This is a genomic window from Rhizobium terricola (assembly GCF_012927355.1).
Taxonomy (GTDB): Bacteria; Pseudomonadota; Alphaproteobacteria; order Rhizobiales; family Rhizobiaceae; genus Allorhizobium; species Allorhizobium terricola.
Genome location: NZ_JABBGK010000001.1, coordinates 768,237 through 783,230, shown reverse-complemented (window position 1 = coordinate 783,230; position 14,994 = coordinate 768,237). Strand labels below are relative to the sequence as shown.

The following is a 14,994-nucleotide window of genomic DNA, read 5'->3' as shown; positions in this document are numbered from 1 at the left end:
CAGACCCGTCTCAGTTGACGCCCGGCACGCCTTCGAACGTCAACGGCGGCAGGGCCTCGCCGCGCGTCACACCTTCGGACGGCGAGACGGGAAGAAGTGGCGTCGCCGGGATGCTGTCGGTGGTGGTGGCCCGTTCCTCGGGCGTCTCGGGCGCCGGCTGCCCAGCATCCTCGGCGGCTCTCGCCCGCGCCGCCGCCTCTGCCTCGGCCTTCCGCCGGGCCTCCTCTTCCGCCGCGCGGCGCAAGGCTTCCGCCCTCAGCCGTTCTTCTTCGGCGCGCGCCGCCCTCTCCTGTGCCGCAGCAATGGCCCGCTGCTCGGCATTGAACCGGTAGAGCGCCGCCTCCCGCCTGAGCCGCTGCTTTTCCAGAACGTTGGACTGCAGGGTCTCGACGCGCCGGCGCTCCCGTTCGAAGGCCCGGAGCGAAAGGAAATTGGTGAGATCGCCGACATCGAGCCTGCGCTCGGGCGCGCCGACATCGCCGGACAGCAGGATGCGCATGGCCGGATCGGCTCCGGCCAGTGCCTCGTCGCCCGCCTTGAAACCGACGCGGATCTCGCCATCGGTCGCGCGCTTGCCGAGATCGACACGCAGCGCACCGTCGAGCTTGGCGGCGTCATTGGCCGCCGAAACATTGGTTGCGCGGAGCAGTCCGTCGGTGATGTTGAACGGCAGCTCCACATTGGTGAACGTGCTCGGCGCTTCGGCCAGCAGGGTTTCGACGAGTTCCTCGACGCGGGCGCCGGTGATCTCGCCCTTGATCTCGTCCGCCTTGGCGATCAGCCGCGGCAGGAGCCCGGTGTCGAACTGGTTGACCGCAAGCGCCCCGATCTTGATCGTGCCGGAACCGTTGGTGCCCTTGAGAAGCTCCGCAACGCTCGCCCCGCTGGCCTCTGCCACCAGGTCCGCGTCGAAGGCGCCCGAGAGCGCCGGCAGTCGCGCGGTGTCGCCGAGCTGCTTGGCTGTCGTTGCCAGATCCGCCTGACGCAACGCGAGCCGGCCCTGATAGAACCCGTTGCCGTCAGTGTTGGCAAACATCAGGCGCCCGCTCATCTGTCCGCCCAGCCACTTGCCAGCCATGTCCTCGAAGGTCAGCTGCCCGCCCGCGCCGTTCAGCCGCGTCGTGAAGTCGGCAATCGAGCCGAGCGCACCCGGCGAGAAACTGCGCACGGTAAGCGCCACGTCGAGATCGAAGTCACTGCCGCGTTTCGGCAACGGCGAAGCGGACAACGAACCCGTCGCCGGATCGCTGACAGGCCCAAGAACGTTCTCGGCGAGCCAGGCAAGTTCGGCATGATCCATCGACAGCTGGCCGCCGAACTTCGGCACCACACCCGTCCAGGTCAGCGAGAGCGCACCCGCCATGTGGTTTCCGGCAGCCTCCGCGTCGATCCCCGAGAGATCCGCCTTGCCGTCGCCGACCGTGAGGTCGCCCGAAAGCTTGGCGGGAAGACCGGTGCCGCCCTGAGGCAGAACGATCCCGGTCATCACCAGATAAGGCTCGAGATCCGCGCTTTCGAGCTTGATCGCGCCACTGCCCTTGGGGAAGGTCCCAGCCGCAAGGTCGATCTTGCCGCGCGCCGAAAAGGACGTCTGGCCGGCCGCGAAATTGACGACGGTATCCGCCGGCGCCGCACCGGCGGTATTCACGCTGAGCTGGATGCGTCCCGGCTCGCCGCTGCCGATCGGCAGCGGATCGAGGCCCGCCTGGCCGAGCAGGATCTGCGAATCCGGATTTTCCAGTGTCGCCGAAAGCGTCATCTTTGCGTCGTCGCGCTTGGCGAGATTGCTGATGCCGTAGTCGAGACTGACCCGGCTGCCGTTCGCCGTGCCGGCGACCTTGGCTGCCATGCCGCCGCCCGCCGCCTCGCCGAAGACAAGGCTGGTGGTGAGGTTGCTGTCGCGATACCAGGAGGCGCTGTTGACGAAACGCGCGATCAGCGGATGCTTCGGCAAACGCTCGGCGAGCATGGCGAGGAAGGGTACCGGATCGGTCGCCGACAGCGCCACCTGCGCCTTGCCGGAGAGCGCCGGCAGTGCTCCCTTGACGGTGCCGCTCGCCTTGAGCGCCGTACCCGCGAGGTTCGCCACGTTCAGCCGGTCGACGACGAACCCGCCCTCGTCGAAGGTGAAGATGGTCTCGACCCCGCGCGCCTCCATGCCGTAACCGGTCAGCTTCTCGACCTTGAGCCGCGTCGCAATGCGCTGGGCAAGCATCGCCTGTGCGGTATCCTCGCCGGCCACCAGCCCGGCAATCGCGCGCGCCGCGTCGAGGTCGATCTCGTTGCCGGAAAGATCGATCGACAGCGCCGCAGCCTTTTCATCGATCTGCTGGCGCTCGAGGCGCCCGTTGAGCTGCGCCGGGCCGATCGCCATTTCCAGCTTCTCGAACCGCTGGATCTGCCGGGTCAGGTTGACGGAAGCGGAAAAGCCCATCGACTTCAGCTGGCGGATCGCCGGATCGACACTGCCTGAAATCCATGTGGAGAGCCCCGACGGCTGCGTCGAGGCGACCAGCAGGTCGCCGCTGAAGGACGGCGCTTCGGTCAGCACCAGACGTCCCTTCGCCTCGACCTGCGTGCGGCCCGGCAACACGACGACCGCGCGATCGACCTTCCAGGCGCCGCCATCGGGACGAACGTCGAGCGTAATATCGCGCAGCACGGTGTCGCCGGCCACCACCGCGGGGAGCCTCAGTGTCGCGAGCCCTGGTACGTTGGGGATCGGGATCTCGGCCGCCATCGCGATCAGCAGGTCGAGCCGCTGGCGCACCGACCCGGCCGCATTGCGCCCGGTCTTGCCCTGCTGGGTGTTGTTGGCGAGCCGGTTGACGTCGACCTGCTGGCCTTCGGCGGTCAGCAGGAATTCCGGATTGGCGCCGGTGTCCAGCTTGGCCTCGCCAGTCACCACGTAAGGGTCGGCAACCTCGCCGAGTTCGAACCGGTAGGACTTCACCCCGATCCGCTCGTTGGTCAGCTGGAACTCACCCTTGGCGCGCGGCGGCGGCGTCTTGGCGGCCTCGCCCTTCGCCGGCTTGGGGCTCTTCCACAGCGCGCTGAAATGGCCGTCATAGCTCGGCCGGCCGTCCTTGAGTGCAAGTGTACCGTCGAGTTCCACCTCGAACGGGCGCTTTTCCGGCAGCAGCCGCAGCCTCAGCGGAATGCCCTTGCGCCCGTCTTCCGGCTGCAGGCTGTTGAGGCCGAAACGTCCGGCCTCCCCGTCGAGCACCGCGCGGCCGTCGACGGCCCAGGGTCCGGCCAGCGACCGCGCCGACATGTCGGCGTCGAGGCCGGTGATCTTGCGCTCCCGGCCGGTCTGCTCGTCGATGAACTCGATCTCGCCGCCGATCACGCTGACCTTTTCCAGCACGACGGTGCGCGCCGGGATCTCGGCGCTGCTGCCGCGCAGCCAGTCGAGCGTCCCGTCCTTGAGCAGCCGGATCCGCGCCCTCGGCTCCTCCAGCCGCATGTCGAAGATGCGCGCCTCGCCGGAAAGGAAGGGAGCAAGCTCGACATCCATCGAGAAGCGGGCGACCCTGACCAGCGGCTGGCCGTCCTTGTCGGTGCCGACGGTGACGTCATGCAGGGTGACGGAGGGGAACGGCAGGAGCCGCGCATTGACCGCGCCCTGCACGGTCACCTTCTTGCCGAGGATACGGCTCGCCTGACTTTCGAAATCCTTGCGGAAGTCGGTCCAGTCGACGAAAAGCGGCGCCAGCAGCGCCCCGAACAGCGCTACGACGATGAGCCCGCCGAGGAAAACCAGTATGCGTCCGAGCACGTCCTGCGACTCCGTTCACTTCCGCCGCAAAGGTAATGCAATTCCCGGCGGGGGCAAGCCGCCGGTTGAGCGGTTCACAGGCGGAAGATCTTGCCGGGGTTGAAGATATTGTCCGGATCGAGGCTTTTTTTGATCGACCGCATCACCGGCAGCGCAGATCCCAGTTCCTGCTCGAGATAGCTCATCTTGCCCTGCCCCACCCCGTGCTCCCCGGTGCAGGTCCCTTCCATGGCGAGAGCCCGGGCATTGAGCCGCGCCATGAAGGCCTCGGTGCGGGCGATCTCGGCGGGGTCCTTGTCGTTGAAGAGAAGCAGGACGTGGAAATTGCCGTCGCCGGCATGGCCGACGATCGTCGCCAGGATACCGCTGTCGCGGATGTCTGCCTGTGTTTCGGCCACGCATTCGGCAAGCCGCGAGATCGGCACGCAGACGTCGGTCGACAGGCCGTTCAGCTCGGGTGCCAACGCCCGGCCGGCCCAATAGGCATTGTGGCGCGCCTTCCACAGCTGCGCCCGCTCCTCGGCATTGGCGGTATACTGGAATTCGTCCGCGCCGAATTCGGCGGCGATCTCCTTGAACTGCTCGGCCTGCAGCGCCACCGTCTCCTCGGTGCCGTGAAATTCGACGAACAGCGTCGGCTTTTCCGCATAGGAGAGCTGCGAATAGGCGTTGACCGCCTTCATCTGCATCTCGTCGAGCAGTTCGATGCGCGCCACCGGAATGCCGAGCTGGATGGTCATGATGACCGCGTCGCAGGCCGCCTTGAGGCTCGGAAAGGCGCAGACGCCGCTGCCGATCTTCGCCGGGATACCCTGCAGCCGCAGCGTCACCGAGGTGATGATGCCGAGCGTGCCCTCCGCACCGACGAACAGTCGGGTGAGATCGTAGCCGGCCGACGACTTGCGCGCCCGCTGCGCCGTGCGGATCTCCTCGCCGTCCGCCGTCACCACCGTCAGCGCCAGCACATTGTCCTTCATCGTCCCGTAGCGCACCGCATTGGTGCCGGACGCCCGCGTCGAGGCCATGCCGCCGATCGAGGCATTGGCGCCGGGATCGATCGGGAAGAACAGGCCGGTGTCGCGCAGATAGGTGTTGAGGTCCTCGCGGGTGACGCCCGGCTCCACCGTGCAGTCGAGGTCCTCGGCATTGACCGAGATCACCTTGTTCATCCGGCTGAAATCGAGCGAGATGCCGCCGGACGGCGCGTTGACATGGCCCTCCAGCGACGAGCCGGTGCCGAACGGGATCATCGGCACCCTGTGCGCCGCGCAGACCTTGACCACCGCCTTCACGTCCTCCGCCGTCTCGACGAAGACCACGCCGTCCGGCAGTTGCGCCGGAAGATACGAGGTCGTGTGGCTATGCTGCTCGCGGAAGGACTGGCCGGTCTGGAAACGTTCGCCGAATCTCTGCTTGAGGATGCCGACAACGGCCGCGATCCCCTCTTCGTTGCGGGTACCCGCAACCACATCCTTCAAGGCCATTCAACCAGTCTCCATGCAGTCCAAAATGCAGTCCAAAATGCCGTGCGAAATCGCGTCCCGGCTGACGGCCGGCCCGCTTCGGGTGGAAGCTATGAGATATGGTTCGGGCTTTGTCCAGTACGAGACCTGACATGGCAACGGGCACCCCCGCCCCTCAGTCGGCCTTCAGCGTTTCGGCCAGGAACGTCGTCAGCCGGCGCCAGTGCCGCTCGGCCCCGGCCTCGTCGTAAACGCTGTGATCCGGCACGCACCAGCCATGTGCCATGCCGACATAATTCTCCAGAACGAAGTCGACCTCCGCCTTGCGGAAGGCCTCGACGAAGCGGGCCGACTGCTCCGGCGGGAAAGATCCGTCCTGCCCCGCCGTGCCGACATACACCTTTGCCTTGATCGACCCGGCTTTCAGATGCGGGCTGTCCGGCTGGTCGCTTGCGAGATTGCCGCCGTGAAAGCTCGCCGCCGCGACAATCCGGTCGCTATAGGCCGCCGCCGCATTGAGCGCGCGGGCACCGCCCATGCAGTAGCCGACCACGCCGATCGATCGCCTGACGCCGATCTCGTCCAGCGTGGCGATGAAGGCGGCCCCGTCCTTCGCGGTCATTGCCTGCGTCGTCCCGGTCATCATCGCCCGCAACTGCTTGGCGGAGGCATCGACCTTGAAGGCGGTGGGCGCATCGAAGGGGCCATAGGGGGCAAAGCGATAGAAGAGGTCGGGCAGCAACACGGCATAGCCCTCCGCGGCGAGCCGCGCGGCCATGCCCTCGAGCGCCGGCCGCGGCCCGAAGGCATCCATGTAGAGGATGACGCCGGGAAGCTTGTCCTTCGCCCCGGCCTGCGGGGTGAAAAGGCCGGCTTCGGCGGAACCGTCCGGCATCTCGATCCTGATGTCGCGCCTTGTCGTGGTCATCGTCCGCCTCCCTGCCTCGCCCCTTCGGGAACAAGCCATTATTCGCCCGCTTCGATGGCCGCCGCAACCTCCATTTCCTTCTGCAGCCGCGCCTCTTCGTCCGCATGCGGCTTGGCGAAGCGCGCCAGCCCCAGATAGGCGAGCGGCGTCACATAAAGCGTCACCACGGTCGCAAAGCCGAGGCCGCCGACGATCACCCAGCCGAGCGCGATGCGGGCCTCCGCACCGGCACCATGCGCCAGCACCAGCGGCACGCCGCCGAGAATGGTGGCGATCATCGTCATCATCACCGGCCGAAGACGCAGGTTCGCGGCATTCTCGATCGCCTCGCGCACGCCCTGACCGCGATCGCGCAATTGGTTGGCGAACTCGACGATCAGGATGCCGTTCTTCGCCATGATCCCGACCAGCATGACCAGCCCGATCTGGCTGTAGACGTTGAGGCTGGTGCCGGTCAACAGCAGCGCGAAGACCGCGCAGGCAAGGCCGAGCGGCACGGTCGCCATGATGATGATCGACGACAGCACGCTTTCGAACTGGGCCGCCAGCACGAGGAAGATGATCACGATCGCAAAACCGAAGGTCGACCCCATGCCGCTGCTGTTCTCGTTGAGCGTCGCGGCCTCGGCAAGCGGCAGCAGCCGGGCGCCGGCCGGCAGATGCGGGCCGGCGATCGCGTTCGCCTTTTCCAGCGCCGAACCGAGCGAAAGCCCCGGCCCGAGCCCGGCCGTGATCTGCACCGCGGCGAGCTGCTGTTCGCGGCCGAGCGACGGCGCGACCGCCTTTTCTTCGAGCCGCGCGATCACCGACATCGGCACGGTCTTGCCGTCGGTTGTCTTGAGGAAGGTGTTTTCGAGATCGGTCGGGTCATCGATCGGCCGGGTGGTCGAGGTGAGTTTGACCGGATAGGCCTCGCCGTCGACAAAGACGTCGCCGATCGAGCGCCCGTCGAGCAGCGACTGGAGCGCCTGGGCAAGACCGGTGATGTCGATCCCGAGATCGGCTGCCCGCTCGCGGTCGATCGAGACCCCGAGCTGCGCCTGGCTGATGTCGTTCGACAGCCGCGGATTGTCGAAGCTGCCGTCGGCTTCAAGATCGGCCACGACCTTGATCGCGGCTTCCGTCAGCTGCTCGTGGCTTGCCCCGACGAGCGCGAACTGCAGGCCGCTGCCGCCGCCGCGGATACGCAGGCTGTTCGGCTGCATGGCAGTCGCGTTGACGCCGGGGATGCCCTGCGTGATGCGGCTGACGTCCTGCACGATCTGGTCCTGGCTGCGTTCCCGTTCGCCCCAGGGGGCGAGCGTCAGGACCATGAAGCCGCTGTTCTTGTTGCTGCCGAAGCCGGAGATCGAGAACAGGTTTGCCACCTCGCCGCTGTCGCGCAGCGGCTGCATGGCCTCCTCGATCCGGCGCATCTGGTCCTGCATGTAGTCGAGGCTGACCCCCTGGGGCGCCGAGACGCGCACCATGACCGCCGAACGGTCCTCGCGCGGCGTCAGCTCGTTGGTGATCAGCGAGAAGGCGGCAAGTGCGATCAGCGAGAAGGCGACGGCAATCGAAACCACCACCAGCGGTGCATTGAGGCAGGCGCTGAGCGAGCGGCGATAGAAGGCGGCGAAGGCGTCGCCGAACCGCGCCAGCGGCCCGCTGTGGTGCTCGATCGCGTGCGCGGTCAGCATCCGCGAGGCGAGCATCGGGCAGAGGGTCAGCGCAACGATCGACGACAGCGTCACCGAAAAGGCGAGCACGAAGCCGAATTCGCGGAACAGGCCGCCCACCTGCCCGGGCAGGAAGGAAAGCGGGATGAAGACCGCGGCAAGCGTCGCCGTCGTGGCGATGACGGCGAAGAACACCTCGCGGGTGCCGAGCACGGCAGCGGCCCGCGGCCCGAGCCCTTGGCCCCGCCGGCGCACGATGTTTTCGAGAACCACGATCGCATCGTCGACCACGAGGCCGGTCGCCAGAACGATGGCGAGCAGCGTCAGGATGTTGATGGAGAACCCGACCAGGTAGACCGCCGCCAGCGTGCCGATCAGCGACACCGGCATGGTCACTGCCGGAATGATGGTGGCGCGCCAGTCGCGCAGGAAGAGATAGATGATGCCGATGACGATCACCGCGGCGAGCGCCAGCGCATTCACCACCTCGTCGATCGAACCGCGGATGAACACCGCGTCGTCGCTGGTGATGCGGATTTCTGTCCCCTCCGGCAGTTCGGCCTGCAGCCGCTCGACCATCGCCTTGACGCCGTTCGAAATGCTCAGCGTGTTCGATTGCGCCTGCCGGATGATGCCGAGGCCGATGCCGGCCTTGCCGTTCGAGCGCAGTGCGGTGCTGGAAAGGTCCGGCCCGAAGGTCACGGTTGCCACGTCGCCGAGCCGCACGTTCGGCCCGATGATCAGCCGGGTAAAGTCTTCCGGCGTCTTGAGGTCGGCGGTCGCCCGGACCACGATGTCCTGCGTCGAGCTGGTGATCGAACCGGCCGGCACGTCGAACGCGATGTTGGACAGCGCGGAGGCCAGCGATGCGACCGTCAGCCCGCGGCTCGCCAGCGCCGACTGGTCGACGTCGACCCGGAAGATCTTGTCCTGGTCGCCATAGAGCTCGATGTCCGCCACCCCGTCGACGGAGGCGAGGCGGTCGGAGATCTCGTTATCGACCAAGAGCGTCAGGTCTTCGAGATTCATCCGGTCGGAGGTGACCGCGAGCCGCATGATCGGGTCGCTGTCGGAATCGGCTTTCACGATGCGCGGTTCGTCGGCATCGTCCGGCAGGCTGTTCGAGACGCGCGAGATCGCATCGCGCACGTCGCTCGCCGCGACGTTGAGGTCCGTCGCATCGGAGAATTCGAGCGTCACCCGGCTGTTGCCGAAGGAAGAGGTCGAGGACATTGATTTGAGCCCGGCGACACGCGCCACGGCCCCCTCGATCACGGTCGTCAGCTGCTGGTCGATCGTCTGCGGCGCGGCACCGTCGAAGGTGGTCCTCACCGTGATCACCGGCCGGTCGACGTCCGGCAGTTCGCGCACTTCGACGCCGTAGAAGGCGGCAAGTCCGGCGACCACCATCAGCGCATTGGTCACGGCCGCGAAGATCGGCCGGCGGATGAAGAGAGCCGTGAAGCCAGTCTGCCCGTCGGGGGCGGCCTTCGCCACGTCCTTTTCGTCGGCGAGCACCTCGCCCTCTTGCTCTGAAATTCCGCTCATCGGCTTGCCACCGGTTTTTCGCCGTCGGCGGGCTTGGCACCCGCCTCGTCGCCCACCACCTGGACCGGTCGCCCTGCCCTGACACGCTGCACGCCTTCGGTGACCACGCGGTCGCCCTCGGCGAGATCGGCCTCGACCAGCACCGCGTCCGGATTGCGCTGGATGATGCGGACCGGAACCTTTTCCGCCTTGCCGCCGGCAACCCGCCACACGAACGAGCCGTTGCTGTCCCACTGCACGGACAGCGGATCGACCGCCGGATGGCGCTCGCCCTCGAAGGCCATCGTCACGTTGAACGCCATGCCGGCGCGCAGGTCGTCGTTCTCGTTGGCGATCCGGGCACGGATGCGCAGCGTACGGCTCGCCTCGTCGATGCGGTTGTCGACCGCCTCGACATTGCCGGAATAGAGCTTTCCGGGCCGGGCGACGGCGGTTGCCGTCAGCGGCTGGCCCACCTCGATGATCGGGGCAAAACGCTCGGGCACCCAGAAATCCACCAGCAGTTCGGAGCGGTCGTCGACGGTCGCGATCGCCGTCGCCGTGGTGACGTTGTCGCCCGGATTGACCGTGACGATACCGGCGATCCCGTCGATCGGGGATACGATGTCGCGCCGTTTCAGTTCGAGCTCGGCCGAGGACAGCGCCAGCTTGGCGCCCTCGAGCACGATCGCCGCATCGAAGGCGTCGATCCGCGAGGCGGCCGATTTCAGGTTCTCGTAGAGCTGGTTCTTCTCTTCGGCACTCTTCAGCGCGACCTGCGCCTGGTCGCGAGCGATCCGCTGTTCCTCGTTCTCCAGCCGGGCGATCACCTGGCCCTTGGTGATCCGGTCGCCGGAGCGGATAGCGATCTGCGACAGCGTGCCGGAAACCTGCGGCATGATCGTCACCGACTGGATCGCGTCACCGGTGCCGAGCGCCGAAAGCCGGTCGTTGACCGTGCCGGTCACAACCGGCTGCACCACCACCAGCGCCTGGACGGCGCCGCGACGATTGCCGCCCTGTCCCTGCCCTTGCGTCTGGCCTTGCCCCTGCGCTTGCCCCGGCGGCTGGCTTCCGCCCTGCCCGTTCGTGGCGGTGGCGGCGCCTTCCGGCTTGGCGGGCGAGACGAGCGCCACGATGCCCTCCGGAACGCCGATCCGGCGCAGCACGCCGTCCGCCCCCGGCACCAGCCAGGTCCAGAGAAAGACACCGGCGACGAGGGCCGCCAGGCTGAGGGTCAACTGCTTCCAGAATGCCATGAAAAACTCCGGTAGGGCCGCGACGGCCGCGTCAGGGAGGAAACGCGGCCTTCAAACGGCTTCGGACAAAATCTCTGTCGTTATCGCGGGCAATATTTCGCCGCAGGGCACAAACGGCAAGGCGGAAAGAACAACATTACGAAAATGTCATCCCGCACCGCTTTTCGCCGCCGTTCCTCCCTTTGGCGGACCGCAGCACTTCCGCTGTCCCGTCCCGTGCGCCCCGCAAGCTTCCTGCGGATAGCGCCCGTGTCGGAATGAAAGGAGAACATCTTGACTCGCCTTTCGGACTCGAATCACTACATTGAGCCGCATGAGTAACGGTTTCGACGACATTCCCTTCTTCGACGACGAAGAGCCCGCCCCCCGCAAGCCGGCTGAGCGCGCCGCAAGGGGCAATGCTGCGTCATCCGCCCCGGCGCCCGGTGGCCTCGGCATCGCCGCGCGCGCCATGGCCGCCCGCGACCAGGCCCGCGTGCCCGACTATCTCTCCGGCCTCAACCCGGAACAGCGCGAAGCCGTCGAAACGCTGGACGGCCCGGTGCTGGTGCTCGCCGGCGCCGGCACCGGCAAGACCCGCGTTCTCACCACCCGCATCGCCCATATTCTCGCGACCGGCCGCGCCTTCCCCAGCCAGATCCTCGCCGTCACCTTCACCAACAAGGCCGCCCGCGAGATGAAGGAGCGCATCGGCTTGCTCGTCGGCGGCGCCGTCGAGGGCATGCCCTGGCTCGGCACCTTTCACTCGATCGGCGTGAAGATCCTGCGCCGCCATGCCGAAATGGTAGGCCTGCGCTCCGATTTCACCATTCTCGACACCGACGACGTCATCCGCCTCATCAAGCAGTTGATCCAGGCCGAGGGCATCGACGACAAGCGCTGGCCGGCCAAGCAGTTCGCCGCGATGATCGACGGCTGGAAGAACAAGGGCCTCGATCCCTCGCAGATCCCGGAAGGCGACGCCCGGGCCTTTGCCAACGGCAAGGGCCGCGAACTCTACGCCGCCTACCAGAACCGCCTGAAATCGCTCAACGCCTGCGACTTCGGCGACCTGCTGCTGCACCCGATCCGCATGTTCCGCGCCAATCCGGACATCCTGAAGGACTATCACCAGCGGTTCAAATACATCCTCGTCGACGAATACCAGGATACCAACACCGCGCAATACATGTGGCTGCGGCTCTTGGCACAGCGGTCGGGCCGCATGCCGATCTCCCCCCTTGAGGGGGAGATGCCCGGCAGGGCAGAGGGGGGTATCCCCTCGAATGCCGGCGCAAGTGCACCCCCCTCTGTCGGCTCCGCCGACATCTCCCCCTCAAGGGGGGAGATCAACGGCCTCGTCAACATCTGCTGCGTCGGCGACGACGACCAGTCGATCTATGGCTGGCGCGGCGCCGAGGTGGACAACATCCTGCGCTTCGAAAAGGACTTTCCCGGCGCCAAGGTCATCAAGCTCGAACGCAACTATCGCTCGACCGAACACATTCTCGGCGCCGCCGGCCATCTGATCGCCCATAACGAGGGCCGCCTCGGCAAGACGCTGTTCACCGACCGGGTCAATCCCGACGACGAGAAGGTGGTGGTCCATGCCGCCTGGGACAGTGAAGAGGAAGCCCGCGCCGTCGGCGAGGAGATCGAGCGGCTGCAGCGCGGCGATGCCGACGGCAAGAAGCATGCGCTGAACGACATGGCGATCCTGGTGCGCGCCTCCTTCCAGATGCGCGAATTCGAAGACCGCTTTGTCACGCTTGGCCTCAATTACCGCGTCATCGGCGGCCCGCGCTTCTACGAGCGCCTCGAAATCCGCGATGCCATGGCTTACTTCCGCCTCGTCTGCCAGCCGGCCGACGACCTCGCCTTCGAGCGCATCGTCAACACGCCGAAGCGGGGCCTTGGCGACACGACGATCCGCGCGCTGCACGACTATGCCCGCGCCCGCGACATCCCCATGCTCGCCGCGGCGAGCGACCTCATCGAGACCGACGAGATCAAGCCGAAGGCCCGCAAGGCGCTGTTCGACGTGATTCAATACTTCAGGCGATGGTCGGAACTGCTTGAAACGACTCCGCATATCGAGCTCGCCGAACAGATCCTCGAGGAATCCGGCTACACCGACATGTGGAAGAACGACAAGTCGGCCGAAGCGCCCGGACGGCTGGAAAACCTCAAGGAACTCATCCGCTCGATGGAGGCCTTCGAATCGATGCGCGGCTTCCTCGAACACGTCTCGCTGGTCATGGATGCCGAACAGAATGCCGACATGGACGCCGTGTCGATCATGACGCTGCATTCGGCCAAGGGCCTGGAATTCGAAACCGTCTTCCTGCCCGGCTGGGAGGAAGGCCTCTTCCCCCACCAGCGCGCGCTGGACGAGGGCGGCCGCTCGGGGCTGGAGGAGGAACGCCGCCTCGCCTATGTCGGCATCACCCGCGCGAAACGCCGCTGCCACATCTGGTTCGTCTCCAACCGCCGCATCCATGGGCTCTGGCAGTCGACGATGCCGTCACGCTTCCTCGACGAACTGCCGATCACCCATGTGGAGGTCGCCGAAAGCGAACAGTCCTATGGCGGCTACGGTCGCGGCGGCTATGGACAGTCCCGTTTCGACAAGGCCGATCCCTTCGCCAATTCCTACGAAACCCCCGGCTGGAAACGCGCCCAGGCCAACAAGTCGGACGCCACCCGCGACAACTGGGGCACTCGCTCCGGCCACGCGGTCGAACGCATCGGCTACGGCGAAAGCGGCCCGCGTGGAAAGACCATCGACGGGGAACTGGTCGCCAGGTCGACAAGCCAGGAACCCTCGCGTTTCTCGGTCGGCGACCGCGTCTTCCACATCAAGTTCGGCAACGGCAACATTTCCGCGATCGAAGGCAACAAACTCACCATCACCTTCGACCGCGCCGGCGAAAAGCGCGTGCTCGACGGGTTTGTCGAGAAGGTGTGAGCGGCGGCTTCCCAATCTCCCCCCTTGAGGGGGAGATGTCACGAAGTGACAGAGGGGGGTGTCTCGCGCCACCTCACCCTGTCCGCCGCCGTCGGGAGCTGACCGCGTTAAGCAGATGATTGCTGCCGCCGAGCGGAGGATCACCCCCCTCTGCCCTGCCGGGCATCTCCCCCCTCAAGGGGGGGAGATCGATCATAACCAACCTTGCTTGCTCTTCGCGGAACACAACCGGACTGGATGAGGGCGACCTCAACGTATCCGCGCCAATCTCCCCCCTTGAGGGGGAGATGTCACGAAGTGACAGAGGGGGGTGTCAGGCCGCAGCACCAAAGCGCGTGAAGCGGGGAGCCGATCATTGTTCAACAGGCAATCGGAACAATCGAACGCGGAATCACCCCCCTCTGCCCTGCCGGGCATCTCCCCCTCAAGGGGGGAGATCGATCATAACCAACCTCGCTCGCTCTTCGCGGAACACAACTGGACTGGATAAAGACGGGTGCAACGTGTCCGCACCAATCTCCCCCCTTGAGGGGGAGATGTCACGAAGTGACAGAGGGGGTGTCTCCGCAGCCTCGACGACCGAAAAAGCGGGCAAATCCCCTAGAATTTTCCGATTATCCCGGGACAAAAGCTTTGCCACACTGGGCGCAACCGTCCGGAGCCTAGCCATGCCGCACCACGCAGTCCCGCAGACCAACAGACGCCATGCGCGACAAATGCGAAAGACGATGACGGATGCCGAATTGAAATTCTGGAATGCTGTGCGGGCGCACCGGCTGATGGGATTGAGTTTTCGTCGCCAGTTGCCGATCGACGGCTACATCGTCGATTTCGCCTGCCCGGAGTACAAGCTGGTGATAGAGATCGACGGAAGCACGCATGGCCATGGCCAGCAGATCACCCGCGACGTGCTGCGCGACGAAAGGCTGTCGCGGTTGGGCTGGCATGTCATCCGCGTAACCAACGAGGAGGCGACCCGTCACCTCGATGACGTATGCACCCACATCTTGCGGGCAATCGAACGGGCAAACTCTGATTGATCAGAACGGTCGCTGCCGAAAGCGGCGGGCGACCACGCCCCTCACCCCAGCGCTTCTTCCCCGCGATGCAGCCACATCAGTTCCATCTGCACGGCAGCCTGGAAATCCATGATTTCGGCCCGCATCTCCTCTTCGGGGCAGCCGAGCGCCAGGAGTTCGTTGCCGAGCGCACGGCATGTGGTACGCCAGTAATCGACGGCGGCCGGGCCATGGCATTGATCGAGCTCGACGGCGGAGCGGCGAACGAGGTCGCGGCGGCTGGCGAGCGGAAAAAAGGCGATGGAAGGGGCAGCCTGGCCGGTCATGGCGTCATTCTTCATGCGAAACATCCTCACGTTACAAAACGTGTTTAGAATCAACATGGTTAACGTTTGGTTTCGCCCGCCGGCGATGC

The 14,994-nt window shown here is 66.0% G+C and carries 8 protein-coding genes; 2 read left to right on the top strand and 6 right to left on the bottom strand.

Features of this window, described 5'->3' with window-relative positions; translation table 11 throughout:
* Window positions 1-10: 10 nt before the first annotated feature.
* The 5 genes from HHL25_RS03590 to HHL25_RS03570 all read right to left on the bottom strand — a co-directional run bounded on the left by HHL25_RS03590 (window position 11) and on the right by HHL25_RS03570 (window position 10,613).
* Window positions 11-3,778, bottom strand: coding sequence for an AsmA family protein (locus HHL25_RS03590; protein WP_169587343.1), 3,768 nt, complete (start codon window positions 3,776-3,778; stop codon window positions 11-13).
* A gap of 74 nt (window positions 3,779-3,852) precedes the next feature.
* Window positions 3,853-5,262, bottom strand: coding sequence for an FAD-binding oxidoreductase (locus HHL25_RS03585; RefSeq protein ID WP_169587341.1), 1,410 nt, complete (start codon window positions 5,260-5,262; stop codon window positions 3,853-3,855).
* 154 nt (window positions 5,263-5,416) lie between these two features.
* Window positions 5,417-6,169 (bottom strand): dienelactone hydrolase family protein, encoded by a 753-nt coding sequence (locus HHL25_RS03580; protein ID WP_169587340.1) that lies wholly within the window; start codon window positions 6,167-6,169, stop codon window positions 5,417-5,419.
* Window positions 6,170-6,207: 38 nt separating this feature from the next.
* The gene (locus HHL25_RS03575) at window positions 6,208-9,324 is read right to left on the bottom strand and encodes an efflux RND transporter permease subunit (RefSeq protein ID WP_390624507.1); all 3,117 of its coding nucleotides are present in this window, start codon (window positions 9,322-9,324) and stop codon (window positions 6,208-6,210) included.
* Between the two features lie 47 nt (window positions 9,325-9,371).
* On the bottom strand, window positions 9,372-10,613 hold the full coding sequence (locus HHL25_RS03570; RefSeq protein ID WP_169587336.1) for an efflux RND transporter periplasmic adaptor subunit: 1,242 nt from the start codon (window positions 10,611-10,613) through the stop codon (window positions 9,372-9,374).
* Between the two features lie 313 nt (window positions 10,614-10,926).
* Between HHL25_RS03570 and HHL25_RS03565 the strand changes: the two genes are divergently transcribed.
* Both HHL25_RS03565 and HHL25_RS03560 read left to right on the top strand, forming a co-directional pair.
* On the top strand, window positions 10,927-13,560 hold the full coding sequence (locus tag HHL25_RS03565; RefSeq protein WP_169589543.1) for an ATP-dependent helicase: 2,634 nt from the start codon (window positions 10,927-10,929) through the stop codon (window positions 13,558-13,560).
* A gap of 668 nt (window positions 13,561-14,228) precedes the next feature.
* A complete protein-coding gene (locus HHL25_RS03560; RefSeq protein ID WP_169587334.1) occupies window positions 14,229-14,600 on the top strand; it encodes an endonuclease domain-containing protein in 372 nt (123 codons plus the stop codon).
* 41 nt (window positions 14,601-14,641) lie between these two features.
* Here the strand turns inward: HHL25_RS03560 and HHL25_RS03555 are convergent, their stop codons facing one another.
* Window positions 14,642-14,920 (bottom strand): DUF6074 family protein, encoded by a 279-nt coding sequence (locus HHL25_RS03555; protein ID WP_169587332.1) that lies wholly within the window; start codon window positions 14,918-14,920, stop codon window positions 14,642-14,644.
* Window positions 14,921-14,994: the final 74 nt, after the last annotated feature.